The following is a 345-nucleotide window of genomic DNA, read 5'->3' as shown; positions in this document are numbered from 1 at the left end:
GGGCGATGCGCCGACCTGGGGCAGCCGGCCCTTCCCTAAAGGAGAACGTGGCGAAGGCTTCGTGACCCTGGCCAGTGGGCGTGCAGGTGACGAAGACAGTTTGCAGATTCGTACCGATGCACGGTTGGTGGCTGCGACGTTGCAGGCGGGGGAAAGCGCCGAGTACCGCTTTGATGCCGGGCGCCGTGGTTATCTGGTGCCGGCCAAGGGGGGGGTGGAGGTCAACGGCGTGCGCGTCAAGGCACGTGATGGGCTGGCCATCGAGCAAGAAGCAGTGTTGCGGGTTACGGCCATCGAAGACAGCGAGATCGTGCTGGTGGATGTTGCCTGAGTATCTGGGGCTGC

Annotated in this window: 1 pseudogene; it reads left to right on the top strand. The window is 64.3% G+C overall.

What is annotated here, in order from left to right:
• Nucleotides 1–331: pseudogene (locus SB725_RS30405) on the top strand (hypothetical protein); the annotation flags it as partial.
• Nucleotides 332–345 lie beyond the last annotated feature (14 nt).

The organism is Pseudomonas sp. SIMBA_041, from assembly GCF_046535095.1.
Classification (GTDB): Bacteria; Pseudomonadota; Gammaproteobacteria; order Pseudomonadales; family Pseudomonadaceae; genus Aquipseudomonas; species Aquipseudomonas mucoides.
Note: the sequence above shows the minus strand (reverse complement) of the source record. Positions and strands in the feature narration are given on the sequence as shown.